Annotated in this window: 16 protein-coding genes; 2 read left to right on the forward strand and 14 right to left on the reverse strand. The window is 64.9% G+C overall.

All coding sequences use genetic code 11. The features are described from left to right. Nucleotides 1-46 precede the first annotated feature (46 nt). From chvE to AB7531_RS30950, 14 genes are all read right to left on the reverse strand, one after another. A complete protein-coding gene (gene chvE, locus AB7531_RS30885) occupies nt 47-1,120 on the reverse strand; it encodes a multiple monosaccharide ABC transporter substrate-binding protein (RefSeq protein ID WP_063984479.1) in 1,074 nt (357 codons plus the stop codon). Nucleotides 1,121-1,193: 73 nt separating this feature from the next. Further along, complete coding sequence (locus AB7531_RS30890; protein ID WP_063984480.1) at nt 1,194-2,072, reverse strand: SMP-30/gluconolactonase/LRE family protein; 879 nt, start codon at nt 2,070-2,072, stop codon at nt 1,194-1,196. Then, nucleotides 2,072-3,148 carry an aldose epimerase family protein gene (locus AB7531_RS30895; RefSeq protein ID WP_063984481.1) on the reverse strand — a complete coding sequence of 359 codons (1,077 nt, stop codon included), beginning with the start codon at nt 3,146-3,148 and terminating at the stop codon, nt 2,072-2,074. The genes AB7531_RS30890 and AB7531_RS30895 overlap by 1 nt, the downstream gene beginning before the upstream one ends. Before the next feature lie 2 nt (nt 3,149-3,150). Continuing rightward, nucleotides 3,151-4,077, reverse strand: coding sequence for a Gfo/Idh/MocA family protein (locus tag AB7531_RS30900; protein ID WP_063984482.1), 927 nt, complete (start codon nt 4,075-4,077; stop codon nt 3,151-3,153). Further along, nucleotides 4,074-4,826, reverse strand: coding sequence for a FadR/GntR family transcriptional regulator (locus AB7531_RS30905; protein WP_028150313.1), 753 nt, complete (start codon nt 4,824-4,826; stop codon nt 4,074-4,076). The genes AB7531_RS30900 and AB7531_RS30905 overlap by 4 nt, the downstream gene beginning before the upstream one ends. Further along, entirely contained in the window at nt 4,823-5,803 is a 981-nt protein-coding gene (gene yjfF / locus AB7531_RS30910; protein ID WP_071915510.1) for a galactofuranose ABC transporter, permease protein YjfF, read from the reverse strand. The genes AB7531_RS30905 and yjfF overlap by 4 nt, the downstream gene beginning before the upstream one ends. Further along, nucleotides 5,800-6,792: an ABC transporter permease gene (locus tag AB7531_RS30915; RefSeq protein ID WP_063984484.1), complete on the reverse strand. Its 993-nt coding sequence runs from the start codon at nt 6,790-6,792 to the stop codon at nt 5,800-5,802. The genes yjfF and AB7531_RS30915 overlap by 4 nt, the downstream gene beginning before the upstream one ends. Next, complete coding sequence (locus AB7531_RS30920; RefSeq protein ID WP_063984485.1) at nt 6,789-8,333, reverse strand: sugar ABC transporter ATP-binding protein; 1,545 nt, start codon at nt 8,331-8,333, stop codon at nt 6,789-6,791. The genes AB7531_RS30915 and AB7531_RS30920 overlap by 4 nt, the downstream gene beginning before the upstream one ends. 118 nt (nt 8,334-8,451) lie before the next feature. Continuing rightward, nucleotides 8,452-9,417 carry a galactofuranose ABC transporter, galactofuranose-binding protein YtfQ gene (ytfQ, locus tag AB7531_RS30925; RefSeq protein ID WP_063984486.1) on the reverse strand — a complete coding sequence of 322 codons (966 nt, stop codon included), beginning with the start codon at nt 9,415-9,417 and terminating at the stop codon, nt 8,452-8,454. 458 nt (nt 9,418-9,875) lie between these two features. Then, complete coding sequence (locus AB7531_RS30930; protein WP_063986538.1) at nt 9,876-11,048, reverse strand: fumarylacetoacetate hydrolase family protein; 1,173 nt, start codon at nt 11,046-11,048, stop codon at nt 9,876-9,878. A 132-nt stretch (nt 11,049-11,180) separates the two neighbouring features. Next, nucleotides 11,181-12,158, reverse strand: a complete 978-nt coding sequence (locus AB7531_RS30935; protein ID WP_063984487.1) for a HEAT repeat domain-containing protein — start codon at nt 12,156-12,158, stop codon at nt 11,181-11,183. A 2-nt stretch (nt 12,159-12,160) separates the two neighbouring features. Beyond that, nucleotides 12,161-12,394, reverse strand: a complete 234-nt coding sequence (locus AB7531_RS30940) for a 4Fe-4S dicluster domain-containing protein (RefSeq protein WP_008141081.1) — start codon at nt 12,392-12,394, stop codon at nt 12,161-12,163. 31 nt (nt 12,395-12,425) lie between these two features. Continuing rightward, nucleotides 12,426-14,168 (reverse strand): fumarate reductase/succinate dehydrogenase flavoprotein subunit, encoded by a 1,743-nt coding sequence (locus tag AB7531_RS30945; RefSeq protein ID WP_063986539.1) that lies wholly within the window; start codon nt 14,166-14,168, stop codon nt 12,426-12,428. Nucleotides 14,169-14,272: 104 nt separating this feature from the next. Continuing rightward, on the reverse strand, nt 14,273-15,046 hold the full coding sequence (locus AB7531_RS30950) for a ferredoxin--NADP reductase (RefSeq protein ID WP_063984488.1): 774 nt from the start codon (nt 15,044-15,046) through the stop codon (nt 14,273-14,275). Between the two features lie 216 nt (nt 15,047-15,262). On the opposite strand from AB7531_RS30950, the gene AB7531_RS30955 reads away from it, so the two are divergent. Together AB7531_RS30955 and AB7531_RS30960 are read left to right on the forward strand one after the other, a co-directional pair. Beyond that, complete coding sequence (locus tag AB7531_RS30955; protein ID WP_063986540.1) at nt 15,263-15,559, forward strand: gamma-butyrobetaine hydroxylase-like domain-containing protein; 297 nt, start codon at nt 15,263-15,265, stop codon at nt 15,557-15,559. Between the two features lie 194 nt (nt 15,560-15,753). Next, entirely contained in the window at nt 15,754-16,527 is a 774-nt protein-coding gene (locus tag AB7531_RS30960) for a Crp/Fnr family transcriptional regulator (protein ID WP_063984489.1), read from the forward strand. Nucleotides 16,528-16,569 lie beyond the last annotated feature (42 nt).

Raw genomic sequence — 16,569 nt, forward strand, 5'->3', positions numbered from 1 at the left:
GAGAAGAGGCTCTCCCCGCAAGCGGGGAGAGGGGAAAGAAAGAAGCTTACTGGAACTGCGACTTCTTGTAGTAGCCGCTGTCGACCAGAGTCTTCTCCCAATTGTCCTTGTAGACCACGACCGGCTTCAAGAGATAGGACGGCACCGTCTTGGCGCCGTTCTCGTAGGTCTTGGTGTCGTTGACGGTGACCTGCTTGCCGGCGAGTGCGGCGTCGACCATGTCGGCGGTCACCTTGGCGAGGTCGCGGGTGTCCTTGAAGATGGTCGAGTACTGATCGCCGCGCAGCATCGCCTTGATCGAGGGCACCTCGGCATCCTGACCCGAGATAACAGGCATCGGCTGGCCGGCGCTGCCATAGCCCACGCCCTTCAGCGATGAGATGATGCCGATCGAGAGGCCGTCATAGGGCGACAGCACCGCGTTGACCTTCTTGTTGCCGTAGTAGGCGCTGAGCAGATTGTCCATGCGCGCCTGTGCGGTGGCGCCGTCCCAGCGGAGCGTCGCGACCTTGTCCATGCCCATCTGGCCGGAGACGACGACGAGCTTGCCGCTGTCGATGTACGGCTTCAGCACGCTCATCGCGCCGTTGTAGAAGAAGTAGGCGTTGTTGTCGTCGGGCGAGCCGCCGAACAGCTCGATGTTGAATGGGCCCTTGCCGTCCTTGAGGCCGAGCCCCTGCACGAGCGATTCCGCCTGCAGCACGCCGACCTGGAAATTGTCAAAGGTCGCGTAATAGTCGACATTCGGCGTGCCGCGGATCAGGCGGTCATAGGCGATCACGGTGATGCCTTTTGCTTTCGCCTGCTTGAGCACGTCGGACAGCGTGGTGCCGTCGATCGCGGCGATCACCAGCGCTTTCGCACCCTTGGTTACCATGTTCTCGACCTGCGAGAGCTGGTTCGGGATGTCGTCCTCGGCATATTGCAGATCGGTGTTGTAGCCGCGCTCCTTCAGCACCTTGACCATGTTGTTGCCGTCGTCGATCCAGCGCGCCGACGATTTCGTCGGCATGGCTATGCCGACCGTCGCCTTATCCTGGGCGGAGGCGGTGACGCCTGAGGCCATCGTCGCTGCGCCGGCCAGCGCCAGCGCGAGGAATGTCGTCTTCAGTTTCAGCATGTTTTACTCCCTTGGGTGTCAGACTGTTTCTTCGTTTCGTCGAGAACGTTGGTCGTGTGCGGCTTCGAGCCTCCTATGCGAGCTTGACGTCAGGCTCCGCGCGGCCACGCGCAGATGCCTGCAACAGGAAAGTGCAGCCGGCTTGCGGATCGGCAGCGCGCGCCGCCGCGTCCATATCCTGCCAGGCCGAGGTGACGAGGAGGCGTGACAGATCAGGGCCGACGAAGGCCGGGCAGCTCGACTGCTTTGCCGGCACGCGCAGCGAGCGCAGGCGCTCGCCTTGCGGAGAGTAGACATCGACCCGGCCCGCACCCCAGCAGGCGTTCCAGATCTGCCCGTCGGCGTCGCACACCGAGCCGTCGAGGCCCCCGATGCCGGTGTGGCGCAACAGAACGTCCGGCTCGCCTCGCGGCAAGCCGGTCGCCGGATCAAGCGGAACGGCGTAGAGCACGGCGCGCGCGGTGTCGGCGAAGTAGCCGGTCGCACCATCAGGTGAAAAACAGATCGAATTGGGAATGGTGATGCGGGGGAACAGCATCGAGATCTTGCCGCGATGGAACGCGTAGATCGCGCCGGCTCCTGCTTCCGCATTGCGGCCCATGGTGCCGATCCAGAACGTGCCGGACTGATGCACACGGGCATCGTTGGAGCGCGTCCCGGGATTGTCGGCTTCAAGCGGACAGACCAGCGTCAACGCGCCGTCAGCGAGCTTGCGGACGTAGAGGCCGTCTTCGGCGACGATCAACTGGCGCTCGGCGTCGATGCGCCCGAGACCGCTCGCCATCCGGCCGAGCGCGTGGACGCGAATGCTGCCGCTGCCGAGATGGGCCTCGAACAGCCGCCCCTCACGGATATCGAACCACCAGGCCGTGTCGCTGCTCAAATCATAGGTCGGCCCCTCGCCGAGATGGCATGGATCGTCCGAGAGAACCGAGGTCGGCACCTCTTCCATCATGGCGTCCTCACTCCAAAGCGATAGACCGTGTGATGGCGGTAGACCTCGCCGGGATTGAGGCGCGGGCTCGGGAAATCCGGCCGGTTCGGCGCATCCGGCCAGATGTGCGGCTCGAGACACATGGCATCCGACTGCCGGATGAGCTTACCGCCCTTGCCCGAAATCGTGCCGTCGAGATAGTTGCCGGAATAGACCTGAAGGCCGGGCTGATTGGTCAGGAGCTCCATGATGCGCCCCGAACGCGGCGCCTCCAGCCGGGCCGCGAAAGCAAGCTTGCCGTCACGCCCGAGGCAGTAGGTATGGTCGTAGCCCTTGCCGTTCCGCAACTGCTGATCGCTCTCGCGGATGCGCGCGCCGACGGCCTCGCCGTCGCGGAAGTCGAACGGCGTTCCGGCCACCGCGCGCGGCGGCTCAGGCAACGGAATGGCGGTGGGATCGATGGCGAGGAAATGCTCGGCGGCGACCGTCAGCTTGTGGTCGAGAATGGGCGTGCCTGAGGTCGCGCCTTCCAGATTGAAGAAGCTGTGATTGGTCAGGTTGACGATGGTCGGACGGTCGGTTCGCGCCTCCATCGTCAACGACAGCTCGGCCGGGCCGGTGACGCGATAGGTCAGGCGCACGTCGAGCCGGCCGGGATAGTTTTCTTCGCCATGCGGGCTCGAATAGGTGAGCGTGACGCCCGGCTCCGCGCCGTCATCGATGGCGGCTATCTCCCAGAGCTTGCGATCGAACCCGTCGAGGCCGCCGTGCAGCGCATTCGGACCGTTGTTGACCGGAAGCTGCACCGTTTCGCCGTCCAGCGAAAATCGTCCGTTGGCAATGCGGTTGGCGTAGCGGCCGACGGTGGCACCGAAGAACTTTCGTTCGGCGAGATAACCGGCGAACGCGTCATGGCCGAGCACGACGTCGTCGTAACCGCCTTTGGCGTCCGGTGCGATGAGCGCCTGGATCACCGCGCCATGGGTGATGATGCGGGCTTCGAACCCGCCCTCCCCGCGCAGCACGATGCGCTCGACGTTGCGGCCGTCCGGCAGCGTTCCGAAGATGTCTTTTGTTATTTTTGAGCCAGCCATGTTCAGTCCACAAACGGTTCGACGATGTTACGCTTGCCGAGCAGGAAGGCATCGGCAACGAGACGCAGCGGCGCCAGGTCGACGTCGCGCGCGCCGGTCGCGGTGAGCTTGACGAAGCGCCCGTACAGCTCGCGATATTCCTGGTCCGGCGCCTCGGCAACGGTCTTGCCGTCGATCGCCATGCGCCGGCCGCCGCCGGACAACGTCATTTGGCCCTGGTCCGTTTCGACGAGGATATCCCAACTCTGCGGTCCGGTCTGGCGGAAATCGAACTCGGCGGTCACAGGCAGGCCGCCAATGTCGGTCAGCGTCAGGTTCGCGGCGATCGGGGCCTGGCAATTGGCTGGAAAGGCCAGCTCGGCCGCGGTGACGAACACCGGCCGGGGCAGAATACGGGTCAGGATCGAGAGCGCGTTGATGCCAGGATCGAACACGCCGAGCCCGCCCGGCTCCCAGATCCAGCCCTGCCCGGGATGCCAGACGCGAACGTCTTCCTTCCAGTTGATGTGCACAGACTTGATCTGCCGCGTGAGAAGCCACTCGCGCGCCGGCTCGACCGCGGGAGCATAGCGCGAATGCCAGGTCGCAAACAGCGTTCGCTTGGCTTCCTCCGCCATCGCGATCAGCGGGTCGAGCTCGGCGACGCCGGTGCCGGGCGGCTTCTCCAGCATCACGTGCTTGCCGGCAGCGAGCGCCGCGGCGGCCTGGGCGCGCCGTACCTGCGGCGGCGTGCAGAGCGAGACGGCATCGATCGGCGGTCCCTTTTCCAGCAGTTCCTCGATGGTCGCAAAATGCGGCACGCCCGGCAGCGATGCGTTGCGGCTCGCGACGGCCGCGAGCGTCGCGCCCGCCGTCGCAGCAATCGCACCGACATGCTGGTCGCGCGCGATCTTGCCGAAGCCGACGATGGCAATGCGAAGTTCGGTCACGCTTTTTCTCCAATATCCGCGGACGGCAGCGCCTCGGCCTCGTGGCGGCGCATACCGTTGTGAATGACATAAACCATCGCTTCCGAGGCGGTCTGGGCGTCGCCGGCGGCGATGCCATCGACGATCTTCTGGTGCCAGAGCAGCACGGTGTCGCGGTCCTCCGGCTCGACCGGTGCGCTGAGCAGGAAGGAGGCGCGCAGGGCGGCCTCGATGACGTGGCCGATCGAACGCATGAACAGATTGCCCGAAGCACGCGCCACCGCAACATGGAGCGCGAGGTCGGCGTCGGCAAAGCCGACGGAATCGGAAGCCTCAAACCGCATGCGGTCCATGCAACGACGGAGCTCGGCGAGGTCGTCCTCGGACCGCTGCGCCGCCGCCAGCATGGCCGCACGCGGCTCGACCGCGAGGCGAATCTCGGCGAGGTCGTTGAGGAAACGCTTGTCGATGCCGGCATCCAGATGCCAGGCCAGCACGTCGGCGTCGAACATGTTCCAGGCGGCGCGCTCGCGTACGACTGTGCCGACGCGGGCCTTGGTGGTGAGCAGCCCCTTGGCGACCAGAGTCTTCACGCTCTCGCGCAGCACCGGCCGCGACACGCCGAACATCGCAATCATCTCGGCATCACCAGGCAGGCGCGTTCCCTCGGCGTAGCGGCCGGCGATGATGTCGACGCCGATCGAGCGGGCCACTTCCGCATGGTTGGAGTGAGCCCGGCGCGTCGGGATGACGACGATGCGCGACGTCATGTGGCTGCTCCTGCGCGCTTCGCCGCCGGCCGCCGCGCGAGCGCGACCAGCCCCTGCTGCAAGGCGATGAAGGCGAACAGTAGCACGCCGGTTGCGATCTTGGTCCACCAGCTCGACAGCGTTCCGTCGAAATTGATGTAGGTCTGGATCAGGCCCTGGATCAGCACGCCGAGGAAGGTGCCGATCACCGAGCCCTGCCCGCCCGTGAGCAGCGTGCCGCCGATCACGACGGCCGCGATGGTGTCGAGTTCGACGCCGACGGCGGAGAGCGAATAGCCGGCGCTAGTGTAGAAGGAGAACACGATGCCGGCGATGCCCGCGAGCAGGCTCGACAGCATGTAGATCCTCACCGTCATCTTGCCGACGGCAACGCCCATCAGGCTCGCGGTCGCCCGGCTGCCGCCGAGCGCATAGACATTGGCGCCGAACCGGGTGAGATGCAGCAGCAAGGCGCCGCCGATCACGATCACGAGCATGATGATGGCAATCGCCGTCAATCGCCCTCCGCCGGGCATCCGCAGCGCGAAATCCGACACGGTGGAATAGACCGGCGCGGTGATCGGCACCGATTCCGTCGAGAGCAGGAAGCTCGCGCCGCGGGCCAGGAACATCCCCGCCAGCGTCACGATGAACGGCGGCAGGTCGAAGACATGGATCACCGCGCCCATCGCCGCTCCGAAGGCCGCCGAGAGCGCGAGGATCGCGACGAAGGCAAGCAGCGGCGGCACGCCCCAGCGCTCGATCGCAAGCGCGACGAACACCGTGGTGAAACCGATCACCGAGCCGACCGAGAGGTCGATGCCGCCGGAGATGATGACGAAGGTCATGCCGGTCGCGACGATGCCGAGAAAGGCGTTGTCGGTGAGGAGATTGCCGACCACGCGGGTCGAGGCGATGTTGGGGAATTGCACGGCGCAGAGCGCAAAGCCGGCAACGAGCACGATGGCGGTGATGAGGACGGGCGGCAGGCCTTTCATGCTTTGGACCTCCGCAGCCGCGCGGCGATGCCGGCAACCCCTGAAAATTTCGGCGATTGCAGCAGCAGCACCGTCATCACCACCACCGCTTTGACCAGCAGATTGAATTCGGGCGGGTAGCCGGACAGCAGAATGCCGGTGTTCATGGTCTGGATGATCAACGCACCGAGCACGGCCAGCACGAGGCTGAAACGGCCGCCGAACAGGGAGGTGCCGCCGATCACCACCGCGAGGATGGCGTCGAGCTCGAGCCAGAGGCCGGCATTGTTGGCATCGGCGCCCATGATGTCGGCCGCCGCGATCACGCCGGCGAGCGCGGCGCAGATGCCGCACCAGACGTAGACAGCCAGGATCATCGCACGCGTGCCGACGCCAGCAAGCTCGCTCGCCCGCGCGTTGCCGCCGGTTGCCTCGATCAGCAATCCGAGCGCCGAGCCGCGTACCACCGCGCCAGTGAGAATCAGCATGCCCAAGGCGATCACGACCGGCATCGGCACGCCGAGCACCGCGCCATTGCCAAGCCAGACCAGATCCGGCGAGGAGAAGGTCACGATACGCCCCTCGGTAATGAGCTGCGCGATGCCGCGTCCTGCCACCATCAGGATCAGCGTCGCCACGATCGGCTGCATGCCGAGCACCGCGACGAGAAATCCGTTCCACAACCCGCAGATCAGGCCAGCGCCGAGCGCGGCCGCGAGGACCACGGCCAGACTGTGAGTGTCGGCAAGGCTCGCCGCGATCGCGCCGGAGATGGCCATGATCGCACCGACCGACAGATCGATGCCGCGCGTCGCGATCACCAGCACCATGCCGAGCGAAAGCAGCGCCACCGGCGTGCCGCGGTTGAGCACGTCGATCAGGCTGCCGAACAGCCGGCCGTCCTGAAGGCGCAGATCGAAGAATTGCGGCGACACGATGCGATCAACCGCCAGGATGACGATCAACGCGAGGATCTGGGCAAGGCCGCGGCGCGGCAACAGCGCTGTCATGCCCGGCCCTCATGCGCGACAGCGGCTCCATCGGCGGCAATGGCCGCGAGAATGTTGCCGACGTCGATCGCCTCGCCCGCGAGGTCCTCGACATGGGCGCGGTCGCGCAGCACGACGACGCGGTCGGAATAGGTCACGATCTCATCCAGCTCGGAGGAGATCACGAGCAGCGCCAGCCCGTCGTCGCAGAGCTCGCGGATCAGGCGGATGATCTCGGCATGCGCGCCGACGTCTATGCCGCGGGTCGGCTCGTCCAGCACCAGGAGGCGCGGCGAGGTCGCGAGCCAGCGCGCCAGCAGCACCTTCTGCTGATTGCCGCCGGACAGCAGCCCCACGGCGCGCTCCGGATCGGGCGGGCGGATGTCGAGCATCTTGACGTAGCGGCTTGCGATCTCGTCCTGCTCGCGGCGCGACAGCGGCCGGTGCAGGCCGCGCTTGGCCTGGAGCGCGAGCACGATGTTCTCGCGCACGGTGAGCTCGGCGACGATGCCGTCGGTCTTGCGTTCCTCCGGGCAATAGCCAAAGCCGTGGCGCACGCCGTCGCGCGGCGACTGCAGCCGCACGGGCGCCCCCTCCACCCTCGCCTGCCCGCCATCGGCGCGCTCGGCGCCGAACACCAGCCGCGCCGTCTCGGTCCGGCCCGAGCCGAGCAGGCCGGCGAGACCCACGACCTCGCCATGGCGCAGCTCGAGATTGAACGGCGCGACATAGCCGGCCTTGCCGTAGTTCTCGAAACTCGCGCAGACCTCGCGCGCCTGATGCTCTCCCGCCGACGCGCGGGCGCTGGTGGTCTCGGCCAGCTCGCGGCCGAGCATCATCCGGATCAGCTCGAGCCGCGGCAGCGAGGCGGTCTCGCGCTCACCGACCAGGCGGCCGTTGCGCAACACCGTGATGCGGTCGGAGATCTCGTAGACCTGATCGAGGAAGTGGCTGACGAACACGATGCCGATGCCGCGCTTGGCGAGCTGGCGCATGATGCCGAAGAGAATCTCGACCTCGTGACGGTCGAGGCTCGCGGTCGGCTCGTCCAGGATCAGCACGCGCGCGGAGAGATCGACGGCCCGCGCAATCGCGGTGACGTGCTGGATGGCGACGGAATAGCTGCCGAGCGGCGCGGCGACGTCGATATCGAGGCCGAAGTCCGTGAGAAGCGCCTTGGCGCGACGCCGCATCTCGCCTTCACGTACGATGCCGAAGCGCATCGGCTGTCGGTCGAGGAACAGGTTCTGCGCGACCGAGAGATTCGGCAGCAGATTGACCTCTTGGTAGACGGTGGCGATACCGGCCTGGAGCGCGGCCTTGGCCGAGCGCGGCGCGACCTCCTCGCCGCCGAGCCGGACAATGCCGGCATCGCGAGGGAATACGCCGGTGATCACCTTGATCATCGTGGATTTTCCGGCGCCGTTCTCACCGAGCAACGCATGAATCTCGCCGGCACGAAGCGTGAAGTCGACCTCCTGCAACGCACGCACAGCACCGAAGCTTTTGCTGATCCCACGCACCTCCAGCAGGGAAGGAGCAGGATCGGGGCTGTTCTCCATAACGACGTCACTCCCACCGGCGTCCGCTTATGCCGCGGACACCCAGCCTATTCGTTCGCGCAGCGGTTTCGAAGGGGGAGCGCCGGACCACGGGGGAGCGGTCCAGCGCGGCGCCGCCTCAGTAACCGAGGCCCTTCTTGCTGTCGTAGATCTTCTGCGGATCGTCGGCCGCTGTATAGAGCTTGGAGTCGGTCTGGATCCACTTGGGCGGCACCGTGCCCTTGTCCTTGAAGGCCGCGACGGCATCGAGCGCGGGGCCGGCCATGTTCGGCGTCAGCTCGACGGTGGCGTTGGCTTCGCCGGCGGCCATAGCCTTGAAGATGTCGGGGACCGCATCGATCGAGACGGTGAGGATCTCCTTGCCCGGCTTGAGGCCGGCTTCCTTCATCGCCTGGATCGCGCCGACCATCATGTCGTCATTGTGCGCATAGACGGCGCAGATCGACTTGCCGCCGCCTTCGGCCTTGATGAAGCTCTCCATCACCTCCTTGCCCTTGGCGCGGGTGAAGTCGCCGGTCTGGCTGCGCACCACCTTGAGGTTCGCATGCTTGGCGATGGCGGTGTCAAAGCCCTTCTTGCGGTTGGCGGCGACGCTGGCGCCGACCGTGCCCTGCAATTCGACGACGTTGCAGGCCTTGCCGCCAACGGTCTTGGCCAGCCAGTCGCCGGCAACCTCGCCTTCATGCACGCTGTCCGAGGTCACGGCGGTGAGATAGAGCTCCTTGCCGGAGGGATCGATGTCGCGGTCGAGCAGCACGACCGGGATCTTGGCCTCCTTGGCTTCCTTCAGCACCGAGTCCCAACCGGTCGAGACCACAGGTGCAAGGAAGATCGCATCGACATTCTGCGCGATGAAGGAGCGGATCGCCTTGATCTGGTTCTCCTGCTTCTGCTGCGCGTCGGCGATCTTGAGATTGACCTTTCGCTTGGCAGCCTCCTGCTTGGAGACCGACGTCTCGGCCGCGCGCCAGCCGGATTCCGATCCGATCTGCGAGAAGCCGATGGTGAGCTCGGCGGCGCTGGCCGGCAGCGCGAGCAGCAACGCGGCCGTGGCGCTGGCCGCAAAGAGGGCTTTGAGGGTCATCAGGCGTATCTCCCAAGAAGTCATCTTGTGTTATCTCGAGCGCCGATCGGTAGCATGGCACCCGCAGGCCGGCCTTTGAGGCGGCGGGAGGGACTATTTCACGGAAGATGAGTTCCGACTAGTCATATTATTTGACTATTCGCGCGAAACTTCGATTTGGCGGGATGGACGGTTCAATGACACGCCCAGCGCGATTTTGTTCCGTGGATGCAACGGGGAGATGAAGGAATATGTGCGGCCCGCAATCTCTCCTCCGCGTCATTGCGAGCGCAGCGAAGCAATCCAGAAACTGTCCACGCAGGGACTCTGGATTGCTTCGCTGCGCTCGCAATGACGGTGTGGATAGAGTTCGGCGTAGGTCGACCAAATCGACTCGCGGAGAGTCCGCGTCACCCGGATTGCATCTTCGATGCAATCCGGCTCTCCCCGGGTGCGGGGAGAGGCGAAGGGTAGCGGAGCTAAATCAGCTTCCGTTGCGCGAGGTTCTTCATCAGCGCGCCGATTCCAAACGTCCAGGGCTCGCACTCGTCGCTGGTGCGCATGCGGTTGATGAGCTTGCCGAGCTGGGGTGCTGCGATCGTGACGATGTCGTCGCGCTTGTGGGTGAACCCCTGCCCCGGCGCATCGCGATCCTTGACGGGTGCGAACATCGTGCCGAGGAACAGCACGAAGCCATCGGGATATTGATGCACCTTGCCGATCGTCTGCTCGACGAGGTCCGTGGGATCGCGACTGATCATGCTGATCGAGGAATGGCCGTCGAGAACGAAACCGTCCGCGCCCTTCACGTTCAGGCTGATGTCGAGCTTGCGGGCGTCGTCGAGTGTGAAGGTGTCGTCGAACAGGCGCAGCAGCGGCCCGATCGCGCAGGAGGCGTTGTTGTCCTTGGCCTTCGACAACAGCAGCGCTGAACGCCCCTCGAAGTCGCGCAGATTGACGTCGTTGCCGAGCGCGCCGCCGACGATCTTGCCGCGGCTCGAGACGAACAGCACGAGCTCGGGCTCAGGATTGTTCCAGGTCGACTTCGGATGCAGGCCGGCATCCATGCCGGTGCCGACTGACGACAGCGTCGGCGCCTTGGTGAAGACCTCGGCATCCGGACCGATACCGACTTCGAGATATTGGCTCCAGGCGTTCTGATCGATCAGCACCTGCTTCAAATGCATCGCCTGGTCGGAGCCCGGCTTGAGCTTCGACAAATCGTCGCCGATCAGCCGCGTCACTTCTTTCCGGATCGCTTCGGCCGAGGCCGGATTGCCCTTGGCGCGCTCTTCGATGACGCGCTCCAGCATCGAGATGGCGAAGGTGACGCCGGCGGCCTTCAGGGTCTGGAGATCGAGGGGCGCAAGCAGCCACGGCTTTTTCGAATCGCGCCCATCTGGCGCCGTGTTGGCCACGATCGCTTCGAGATCGCCGATGCGCTCGCCCTTGACCGCGGCGAGCGCCTTGGCCGGATTGTCTTCCTCGCAGAGCGCGCTGACGGTCGGAAACTTGGCGGTGACGTCGAAGACGCCGTCTCCACGGACGGCGACAACGGCCGGGCCGTTCGCCTGCGGCAGCCAGACGCGGCCGACCAGCGTCCCCTTCGTTCCATCCTCGGGGAGAAGATCTTTTACAGACAGTGTCGTCATGGCCGCGTCCTCGCTCTTTCTCGGATCGGCCACGCTGAAATAGCAGCCGATCCCATTGGCGAAGACCAATAAACGTCTGGCAGGGGAAGTCCAGACCGGCAGCGAAGAGCCGCTATGCCCCTGCCCGGGCCTTTATGCGCCTGCTCGCGCTTTGCGCGCCGCGATCTGCTGGAGCGCCCAGCGCGCGTTCTTGCGGACGTCAGGGTCGGCATCGTCGGCGATGACGGCCAGAAACGCCTCGCCGTCGGGATGGGCGATCTCGCCGAGCGCGGCGGCCGCCTCCTTCCGCAAATTGGCCTGGTCGTGTTTGATGCAATTGCCGATCGGGCGTACCGCGCGCTCGATCTTCATCTTGCCGAGGCTGCGGATCGCCTTCAGCCGCACCTGCCAGAACTCGTCGGCGAGCGCGCCGACAAGCTGATCGGCCGCGAGCGAACCGTTGACGTTGAGGCCCAGCGTTTCCGCGGCCATCTCGCGCACCATCCAGTCCGAATCCTTCAGCCCGCGTGTGATCGTCTCGGCCGCGGGCTTCAGCTGCGAGAAGGCCAGCGCGCTCACTGCGGCGCGGCGGACATGGGCGTCAGGATCGTTGATCAGCGCGGTCAGCGCGGGGATGGATTCCTCCAGCTTGAGGAAGCCGATCACGCCGATCGCCTGCACGCGAACGGCCGCATCTTGATCCAGGAGCGCTTCCAGCGCCGGCTTCAGCGTGTCCTTGCAGCGCAGCTCCTTCAGCGCGCGCAGCGCGCCCATGCGGACGAAGGCGTGGGCGTGCTTGACCAGCGGAAGAATGACTTCAGCGCAGGCGGGATCCTTGAATTCGGCCATGCTGTCGGCCGCGGCAGCCGCCACGATTCTTTCGGGATCGACCAGCAGCTTGACCAGCCCATTCGCAGCCTCCGGCCCGTCGAACTCGCCAAGCGCCATCGCCACCTGCTGGCGCACGCCGGCATCGGGATCGGCGACCATGTTGGCGAGAAGCGCGACGGCGGCGGGATCGCCGGAATGGCCGAGCGCGATGATGGCGACGCGGCGTTCGGCCGGATCGGCGGCCTGAAGCCGCTCGTCGGCGTCTTCGAGATCGTCGTAGGATTCGAACGGGCTCGACATGATCACCTCAACAGATAGGGAATATTGACGGTGACGGCGCCGGTCGGGCAGTCGGCCTCGCAGGGCATGCAGTACCAGCACTCGTCGTAGGCCATGTAGGCCTTGCCGGTCATGTCGCTGATGCGAAGCACGTCGAGCGGACAGACGTCGACGCAGACGGTGCAGCCCTTGTCGGCGATGCATTTGGCGTCGTCGACGACCACCGGAACCGATGTCTGATAGGACGCGAGAGGCATTTTATGTCTCCTGTTGCGATGTTGCGGTGGATCAGGCGGAGGCGCGGATGCGCTGCTTGTCGTAGAGGTCCTTCTCGTCGTCGGCGATCGGGACGACATAGGGCTCCACGGCGCGCTTCTCGCTGGTCATCTTGCCGTTTTGCTTCGAGAGCAGCGTGTGGCAGAACCAGTTCTCGTTGTCCTTCTCCGGGAAATCCGTGCGCCAGTGATAGAGGCCCCAGCGGCTTTCCTCGCGGTAGAGCGAGGCATGCACCGCCATGTCGGCGCAGTCCATGATCGACTGCACTTCGAGCGCACGAAGCAGCTCGTGCGCATTGCGCGCGATCATGCGTTCCTGCATGTCCTCCCGCGTCTCGGCGAGGCGGCGCATGCCGAGCTCGTATTTGCAGGTGACCTTCGGCGGCTGGAGATAGTCATTGACGAGGCGGCGGGTCTTGTACTCGACCTGGTTCGGCGGAATGCCGTCCTCGCGCCTCGTTGGCGCCAGCACGCGGTCGCGCTCCCTGGCGACATCGGCCGCGTCGAATTCCGCGAAGTCGTGGTTGTCGGCGAACTCCATGGCATCGATGCCGGCAACCGAACCGTTGGTGAAGGCGCCGAGCATGTAATTGTGCGGGACGCTCGCCATGTCGCCGGCGGCGTAAAGGCCGGGCACCGTCGTGCGGGCGTTGTCGTCCACGAACACGCCGGAGGCGCTGTGGCCGGAGCAGAAGCCGATCTCGGAGATGTGCATCTCGATCGACTCGCTGCGGTAATCGACCCCGCGCCCCTGCTGGAACAGGCCGCGCGTGGGACGCTCGACCTTGTGCAGCGTGGATTCGATCTCCGAGATGGTGTCGGGATGGAGATGCTTGAGCTGGAGGAACACCGGGCCCTTGCCTGACAGCAGCTCGTTGTAGAACTCCAGCATCATCTGGCCGGACCAGTAGTCGCATTCAATGAAGCGCGATCCCTCGTTGTTGGCGGTGAAGGCACCAAACGGACCGGCGACATAAGCACAGGCCGGGCCGTTATAATCCTTGATCAGCGGATTGATCTGGTAACATTCGAGGTTCGCCAGCGCTGCACCGGCGTGATAGGCCATGGCATAGCCGTCGCCGGAATTGGCGGCGTTCTCGTAGGTGCCGAACATGTAGCCGGAGGTCGGCAGACCGAGGCGGCCGGCGGCGCCCATACAGAGGATCACGGCCTTGGCCTTGATCACCAGGATTTCGGCGGTGCGGGTGTTGACGCTTATCGCGCCGGCGATGCGGCCGTCGGCGGATTTCAGCAGCCGCGTCGCCATGTAGCGGTTGGAGATCAGGATGCGGGCGCGGCGGAGCTGGCGGTAGAGCGCCTTCTTCACGGTCTCGCCGTTCGGCATCGGCAGGACATAGGTGCCGATGTGGTGCACCTTCTTGACCGCGTAGTCGCCGTTCTCGTTCTTGAGGAAGCGGATGCCGAAACTGTCGAGCTCTTCGATGATCTTGTAGCAGTTTTGCGCATATTTATAGACCGCCTTCTGGTCGACGATGCCGTCGTTGGCGATGGTGATTTCCTTGGTGTACTGCTCCGGCGTCGCGTAGCCGGGGATGACGGCGTTGTTGAGCCCGTCCATGCCCATCGAGATCGCGCCGGAGCGCTTGACGTTGGCCTTTTCGAGCAGGACGACATTGGCCTTCGGGTTCTTCAGCTTCGCCTTCAGCGCCGCCATCGGGCCGGCCGTGCCGCCGCCGATCACCAGCACATCGCAGGAAACCTCCGAAAGTCCGTCGACGATCTCATCTAGTGCCATCGCTTGCTCCTGGTTCGCCGGCAGGTCCGGCGCCTTTGCATCAGATTTGTTCAGGGGACGTTCCGGCGATAGCAATTAGTTGTCGCCGGGCCGCGATTTGCGCCTCAGCGCTCGACAAAAGCCTTTTCGATGACGAAATGGCCGGGCTGGCTGTGGTTACCCTCGACAAAGCCGCGCGCGGCAAACATCGCGGGGAGTTCCTCGAGCATCGCCGGGCTGCCGCACAGCATGATGCGGTCGGTCTCGATATCGAGACCGGACTGGCCGATGTCGTCGAACAGCTGATTGGAGGCGATCAGGTCGGTGATGCGGCCGCGGTTTTTGAACGGTTCGCGGGTCACGGTCGGGTAGTAGACGAGCTTGTCGCGGATCAGGGGCCCGAAGAACTCGTGATTGCGCAGGCCGTTGACGAGGTGCTCGCCATAAGCGAGTTCCGAAACCTGGCGGCAGCCATGGGCGAGCACGATGGTCTCGTAATTTTCGTAGACGTCGGGGTCCTTGATCAGGCTGGCGAAGGGCGCGAGGCCCGTGCCGGTCGAGAGCAGCAGCAGGCGCTTTCCCGGGATGAGGTTGCCGGTGATCAGCGTGCCCGTCGCCTTGCGGCCGACCAGGATGATGTCGCCCTCCCGGATCTTCTGGAGACGCGAGGTCAGCGGACCGTCCTGCACCTTGATCGAGAAGAATTCGAGCGCCTCCTCGTGATTGGCGCTCGCCATGCTGTAGGCGCGCATCAACGGCTTGCCCTCGACTTCCAGCCCGATCATCGCGAACTGGCCGTTCAGGAAACGGAAGCCCGGATCGCGCGTCGCCGTGAAGCTGAACAGGCTATCGGTCCAGTGCCGGACCGACAAAACCGTTTCCTTCTGAAATGCGCTCATGCTCTCTCCTCAGCCGTCGTTGGCGCACAAGGTTTCGGAGAGAGCAGAGTCCGGCAATTCGGAAGTGAAATTCCCGGTCGATTAGTTTCACATTTCGCAGGTGATGACTGAAGAGGAGGCAGACGACGGCCCCTGCCACGCATCCGCGCCGGCAATTAGTTGCTATTCACGCTCGCCCGCGTCGACATAGAAAGAAGCTGGAGGTTCGTCATGACCATGACCTTGGTGGCACCGACGGTGGCCGACTACGAAGCGAGCGCCGATCTCGCGACGCTCGTCGTGCGCACCACGCAGGACGACGTGGTCGGAATCACCGCCGAGCAGCTCCGTCTCTCCTGCAAATGCGCTCACTGCACTCGCGCCCGCTTCGACGATCGCTTCCCCGAACGCTTTGCCGGCATCGCCATCACCGAGATCGGCGATCTCGGCTACGGGCTGAACATCTCGTTTTCGGATGGGCATAACAGGGGGATTTACCCGAAGCCGTATCTGCTGAGCTTGGCGGGGCGGTAGGGCCTCGACCGTTCCCCTTGCTCCGTTGTCATTCCCCGCGAAAGCGGGGAATCCAGTACGCCGCGGCCTATCCGTAACCCATTGCTGCCTCTGGAATACTGGGTCGCCCGGTCAAGCCGGGCGACGACAGCGGAGTAAAGCTGGCACGGACATTGCTCCTCTTTAGAACGATTTGAACGTTCCGGAGGCGGCTTATGTTGCAGGCGACCAATGTGGTTCGCGGGGCGGTTCCCGCAACGGTTCGGCCTGCCGGCGGCTCCTCGCTGCTGCTGACCGAGAACCAGCAATGGATCGGCGGACCGCCACCGCTGATGGACAAGCTCACGCCACGCGAGCGGGAGCTGGTGCTGAAGCAGGGCCGGCGAAAGGTGCTCAACCGCGGCCAGACGCTGTTCAGCCAGGGCGGCAAGCATGACGGCATCTGGCTGATCGAGAGCGGCCGCATCCGCGTGTTCTACACTTCGCCGCTCGGACGCGAGATCACGCTGGCCTATTGGCATGTCGGCAATTTCGTCGGGGGGCCCGAAGTGTTCGAGGGCACCGTGCATCAATGGTCCGGCGTCGCATCCAGCAATTGCAGCGTCGTGCACCTGCCCGGAAAGGAGCTGCGGTCCCTTGCCGTGGAGATCCCGAACCTCGCCATCGGCCTCATTGAAGGCCTCACCTTCAAGGGCAAATGCTATTCGGCACTGGCGCAGATGCTGGGAACGCGCTCGATCACCCAGCGCCTCGCGCATCTTCTGCTGCATCTGGTCGAGCTCTACGGCGTCGAGGATGCCGACGGCCGGGTGATCGCGGCGGCCTTCACCCATGCCGACATCGCCCACATGGTCGGTGCTACCAGGCAATGGGTCACGATCAGCCTGAAACGGATGCAGGAGAAGGGAATCGTCGTCACCAAGCGCTCGCAGATCGTGGTGTGCCGGGCCGACGCTCTCGAGGAGATGCGCGGCCAGAGCGGCGACTAGGGTCGATGCACAGGCAAGCGGCTTTATAGTGCAGGACTGCTC

The sequence above is a fragment of the Bradyrhizobium sp. 63_E2_N1_3 genome (assembly GCF_052076005.1).
GTDB classification, from domain to species: Bacteria; Pseudomonadota; Alphaproteobacteria; order Rhizobiales; family Xanthobacteraceae; genus Bradyrhizobium; species Bradyrhizobium barranii.

Excerpts from the sequence above, each read along its gene's own strand:
- yjfF (WP_071915510.1), bottom strand. The coding sequence starts at position 5,803 with ATGAAAGGCCTGCCGCCCGTCCTCATCACCGCCATCGTGCTCGTTGCC.
- AB7531_RS30920 (WP_063984485.1), bottom strand. The coding sequence starts at position 8,333 with ATGGAGAACAGCCCCGATCCTGCTCCTTCCCTGCTGGAGGTGCGTGGG.
- AB7531_RS30945 (WP_063986539.1), bottom strand. The coding sequence starts at position 14,168 with ATGGCACTAGATGAGATCGTCGACGGACTTTCGGAGGTTTCCTGCGAT.
- AB7531_RS30905 (WP_028150313.1), bottom strand. The coding sequence starts at position 4,826 with ATGACGTCGCGCATCGTCGTCATCCCGACGCGCCGGGCTCACTCCAAC.
- AB7531_RS30955 (WP_063986540.1), top strand. The coding sequence starts at position 15,263 with ATGACCTTGGTGGCACCGACGGTGGCCGACTACGAAGCGAGCGCCGAT.
- AB7531_RS30950 (WP_063984488.1), bottom strand. The coding sequence starts at position 15,046 with ATGAGCGCATTTCAGAAGGAAACGGTTTTGTCGGTCCGGCACTGGACC.
- chvE (WP_063984479.1), bottom strand. The coding sequence starts at position 1,120 with ATGCTGAAACTGAAGACGACATTCCTCGCGCTGGCGCTGGCCGGCGCA.
- AB7531_RS30960 (WP_063984489.1), top strand. The coding sequence starts at position 15,754 with ATGTTGCAGGCGACCAATGTGGTTCGCGGGGCGGTTCCCGCAACGGTT.
- ytfQ (WP_063984486.1), bottom strand. The coding sequence starts at position 9,417 with ATGACCCTCAAAGCCCTCTTTGCGGCCAGCGCCACGGCCGCGTTGCTG.
- AB7531_RS30930 (WP_063986538.1), bottom strand. The coding sequence starts at position 11,048 with ATGACGACACTGTCTGTAAAAGATCTTCTCCCCGAGGATGGAACGAAG.
- AB7531_RS30895 (WP_063984481.1), bottom strand. The coding sequence starts at position 3,148 with ATGGCTGGCTCAAAAATAACAAAAGACATCTTCGGAACGCTGCCGGAC.
- AB7531_RS30935 (WP_063984487.1), bottom strand. The coding sequence starts at position 12,158 with ATGTCGAGCCCGTTCGAATCCTACGACGATCTCGAAGACGCCGACGAG.
- AB7531_RS30890 (WP_063984480.1), bottom strand. The coding sequence starts at position 2,072 with ATGGAAGAGGTGCCGACCTCGGTTCTCTCGGACGATCCATGCCATCTC.
- AB7531_RS30915 (WP_063984484.1), bottom strand. The coding sequence starts at position 6,792 with ATGACAGCGCTGTTGCCGCGCCGCGGCCTTGCCCAGATCCTCGCGTTG.
- AB7531_RS30940 (WP_008141081.1), bottom strand. The coding sequence starts at position 12,394 with ATGCCTCTCGCGTCCTATCAGACATCGGTTCCGGTGGTCGTCGACGAC.